The 4,233-nt window shown below is 68.9% G+C and carries 3 protein-coding genes; 1 reads left to right on the top strand and 2 read right to left on the bottom strand.

Annotated features, from left to right (window positions below; genetic code table 11):
* Window positions 1-639, bottom strand: a 639-nt coding sequence (locus tag JWQ05_RS08260; RefSeq protein ID WP_299657408.1) for a Na+/H+ antiporter NhaA, incomplete at its 3' end; no start/stop codon positions are given.
* Window positions 640-745: 106 nt separating this feature from the next.
* Complete coding sequence (locus JWQ05_RS08255; RefSeq protein WP_299657405.1) at window positions 746-1,003, bottom strand: hypothetical protein; 258 nt, start codon at window positions 1,001-1,003, stop codon at window positions 746-748.
* A 557-nt stretch (window positions 1,004-1,560) separates the two neighbouring features.
* Between JWQ05_RS08255 and gspD the strand changes: the two genes are divergently transcribed.
* Window positions 1,561-4,062 carry a type II secretion system secretin GspD gene (gspD, locus tag JWQ05_RS08250; RefSeq protein ID WP_299657403.1) on the top strand — a complete coding sequence of 834 codons (2,502 nt, stop codon included), beginning with the start codon at window positions 1,561-1,563 and terminating at the stop codon, window positions 4,060-4,062.
* Window positions 4,063-4,233 lie beyond the last annotated feature (171 nt).

The raw sequence follows: 4,233 nt of genomic DNA, 5'->3' as shown, positions 1-4,233 counted from the left end.
GCCCAGCACGAGGTAGGGAGGCAGACGGCTCACGCCGGCCCGGTTCAAGCCAGCGAGGACCGCCAGTGTCAGCGCCGCGCCGCCGAGCATCGGCAGCGACAGGCCGGCGGTGTAGAACAGGGCGATGATCAGAACCGCGCCGAGGTCGTCGATGATGGCGAGCGCGGTCAGGAAGACCTTCAGGGAGACGGGGACCCGCTTGCCGAGCAGTGCCAGGACGCCGAGCGCGAAGGCGATGTCGGTGGCGGCTGGGATCGCCCAGCCCCGGATCGTCTCGGGCGCGTGCCGATTCACCGCCACGTAGACGAGGGCGGGGGCCACCATCCCGCCCAGCGCCGCGAGCCCGGGCAGGATCCGATCCGGCCAGGTCCGCAGGCGCCCGTCGAGCACCTCGCGCTTGATCTCGAGGCCGACGAGCAGGAAGAACACCGCCATCAGGGCGTCGTTGATCCAGTGAAGGACGCTCAGGCCCCCGATCTCGGTCTCGAGCCCCGCGAAATAGGCGGTCGACAGGGATGAGTTCGCCACCGCGAGGGCGAGGGCGGCGCTGGCCATCAGGACAAGCCCGCCGCCGGCCTCGCTGACGAGCATGGCGCGAAGGGCCGAGAGGGGGCGTCGGAGCGGCGAGGAGACCTGCATGCCCCTGCCTGCCAAGGATCGCGCCTTGGCTCAACCGACTTTGGGGCCGGGGAGGGCGGCTTTGGCGAAGGGAGGCGGCTTGCGGAGCGCTTCTCCCGCCTCGCCGTCAGCGCAACGTGGCCGAACGGCTCTCGGTATTCGCACGCAAGCCCGTGTCGAAGACGCTCCGGCAGCCGGCGCTGAGGCTGGCCCGGTTGACCTTCATGCAGGAGACGATCGCGTCGCGATCGGGCACCGAACTGATGCACAGGCGCATGACGTCGCCCCGGCAGAGGGCCGCGGCCTGATCGTCGTTCGCGCGCGCCGGCCCGGCGAGGAGAACCGGGAGGATGAGACATGCCGCGAGAGCAGGACGGCCGAACATGCGTTTCTCCAGTTCCCATACACGGGTCGGGCCGGATCAAAGCGCGCCGACCACCTGCGGTTGGAATGCGAAACGTCACGCGAAGTTCCTTACCCTCGACACCCGATCCGCCCCGCCAAGGGGCCGGCCCGCACTCGCGCTGGAATCGTATCGGATGGTTCTGTGCCAGCGTTGCGGCGCCTCGGCGGGCTGACGGGGTCACCACTGCGAACACAGCGCATGACGAAGCGGATACGCGGGGCCTATGACGCGGGTGTCCAAGTCCATCCCTGAAGTCGCTGCTGGAGAGGTGTGAAGGGTTCACGTCTAAGCGTCTGGGTTTCCATCTAGAGGTTTAATTCTATCGTCTAGTCGCCTTCAGAAATCTCGCCAAAGGCAGTATTGTTTTACTTCGACAGCTAATTTCGACGCTCAATGATGGCCATTATTGGTCTGATTAAAGTTTTTTTAACCATAATGCGATTATTTCCGAAGTTCAGAACACGGGTTCGGAACGGCGGGCACAAGGGGAAATGGCAACACCGGCATCCAGCGTTGCACGCCGAGCCATCCTCCTCGTGGGGGTCCTGCTCGCGGTGTTCGTCCTCACGGTCTTCCTGCCCGAGCGGGCCGCAAGGGCGGCCGATGCCGGCCTCGTCTTCCACGATCCCGGCCGTACGGGTTCGGATGTGGTCTATCCCGGGCCTCCGCCACGGACGGCGCCCGTCATCCAGCGCGGCAGCGACCGCTTCATCGGCACCGAGGCCGTCGTCGCCGGTCCGCTCCCCGGCGGCCCGGTCAGCCTCAACCTCGTCGAAGTGCCGATCCCCGTCGCCGCCAAGGCCGTGCTCGCCGATACCCTCGGCTGGAACTACACCATCGACGAGCGCGTCAGCGGCACCGTCACCTTGCAGACGGCGGGCACGGTGCGCCGGGAGACGCTGCTCGCCCTGTTCGAGGCCGCCCTGTCCAGCCGGAACATCGCCCTGCGGCGGCGCGCCGGGACCGTCGAGATCCTGCCGGCCGGCGGTCCCGCCGGCATCCTGCCGGTCCGCAGCGTGCCGGACCTCGCGGGCGAGCCGGGCGCACGAGCCCAGGCGATCCCGCTGCGCTGGATCTCGGCCGTGGAGATGCAGTCGATCCTGTCGTCCGTCGCCCCCCGCGACGTGATCCTGCGTGCGGACAAGACACGCAACATGCTGATCCTGTCCGGCGACCGCGCCCAGATCCAGGCCCTGCGCGAGACCATCGCGGTGTTCGACGTCGACTGGATGAGCGGCATGTCGACGGCGATGATTCCGGTGCGCAGCGCGAATCTGACCGCCATCGCGCGCGACCTCGTGCAGATCTTCAGCGGCGAGACCGCCGGGACCGGCGACATCATCCGCTTCGTGCCCAACGAGGCCTTGGGCGCCATCCTCGTGGTGAGCGCGCGGGCCGTCTATCTCGACCGGGCGCGCGAGTGGATCGCCAAGCTCGAAACCCTGGCCGCCGACCGCGAGCGCCAGCTTTTCGTCTACCGGATCCAGAACCGCTCGGCCCGCGAACTCGCCGCGGTGCTCCAGGGGGTCGTCGCCGCCGAGACCGGGGCGAGCACCGCCGTCAGCAGCAGCTTCGGCGCCTACGGCAACGGTGCCGGGGCGGGCGTGCCCGCCGGCGGGGTCTTCGGTCCGGGCGATGGCCCGGGTGGCTATGGCGCCGGCATGGGAAGCGGCATGGGAAGCGGCTTGGGAGGCGGCATGGGCGCCGGAGGCGGACCGGGCTCGGGCTTGTCTGGCGGCATGGGTAGCACCGGCATGGGCAGCGCCGGGATCGGTGGCGCGGGCATGAACGGTGGGGGTGCCGGGGGCATGAACGGCGCCGGCATGAACGGCGCCGGCATGAACAGCTCCGGCATGAACGGCTCCGGCATGGGGCAGGCCGGCGGCTTTGGACAGGGCGCGATGGGCCAGGGTGCGCTGGGTCAGGCGGCGGGCTTCGGCACGGGCGCCTATGGCACGGACGGCTCCGATTTAGCGGCGCAGTCCGGGGGCCTGGCATCGGCCGGCTACGGCACCGGCCTTTCCCAATCAGGCTACGGGCAGCGCCGGGACCAGATCGGCATCATGGCGGACGAGGCAAATAACAGCATCGTCGTCTCGGCCACCCGCAACCAATACGACAAGATCCTCAAGATCCTCGGGCGCCTCGACGCGATGCCGACGCAGGTCCTGCTCGAAACCGTCATCGCCGAGGTCACCCTGAACGACGAGTTGCGGTTCGGCGTGCAGTGGTTCCTGAAGAATGGGGGCCAGGGCCAGTTCAACCTCGCCCAGGGCGGAACCGTCGCCGCGATGGCGACGGGGGGGACGGCGGGTCTGGTCGCGGCGGCGGCACGCGGCGTGCCCGGCTTCAACTACCTGTTGAACGCAACCGACTTCAACGTCGTGGTCAACGCGCTGCAAGGCATCACCCGCGTCAACGTGATCTCGTCGCCCAACATCACCGTGATGGACAACCGCACGGCCAAGCTCCAGGTCGGCGATCAGGTGCCGATCGTGAAGCAGACCGGACAGAGCGCGCTCGCGGCGGGCGCACCGATCCTCAACCAGATCGAGATGAAGGACACCGGCGTCATCCTCTCGGTGACGCCGCGTGTGAACAAGAACGGCCTCGTGGTGCTCGACATCAACCAGGAGGTCAGCGACGTGGTGCCGACCACCACCTCGTCGATCAATTCGCCGACGATCCGCCAGCGGCGCGTCGCCACCAGCATCGCGGTCCATGACGGGCACAGCCTCGCCATCGGCGGCCTGGTGCAGGAGAAGGCCCTCATCACCAACGAGAGCCTGCCGGTTCTCGGCGACCTGCCGCTGATCGGACCCGCCTTCCGCAACCGCGTCGACACCCGGGTGCGCACCGAACTCATCATCTTCATCCGTCCGCGCGTGATCCGCGGGACCGCGGATGCCGACCGGATCAGCCAGGATTTTCGCGAACAGGTCCGGGCGATGATGCCGGTCCGTCCCGTGCCGGCTCCACGGCCGATGGCCGCGACCCCCGAAGGGTCCCAGGGCGTCCTGCGCCGGGCCATGGACTGACGGGACCCCGAGTGGAGGTTGCCGGTCGCCGTGCAACCGGCCCCCGCGCGCTCAGCGCGGATCGGGGGCTACGATCTCGATGCGCCGTACCGGCGGAGCGGCGCCCTCCGCCGGCCGCCGGCCCGCTACGCGTTCGGCCGGCACGGTTCCTGGCGCATCTTCGGTCTGGCC

Source organism: Methylobacterium sp., assembly GCF_028290105.1.
Classification (GTDB): domain Bacteria; phylum Pseudomonadota; class Alphaproteobacteria; order Rhizobiales; family Beijerinckiaceae; genus Methylobacterium.
The sequence above is the reverse complement of the archived record's forward strand: the minus strand, read 5'-3'. Positions and strand labels throughout refer to the sequence as shown.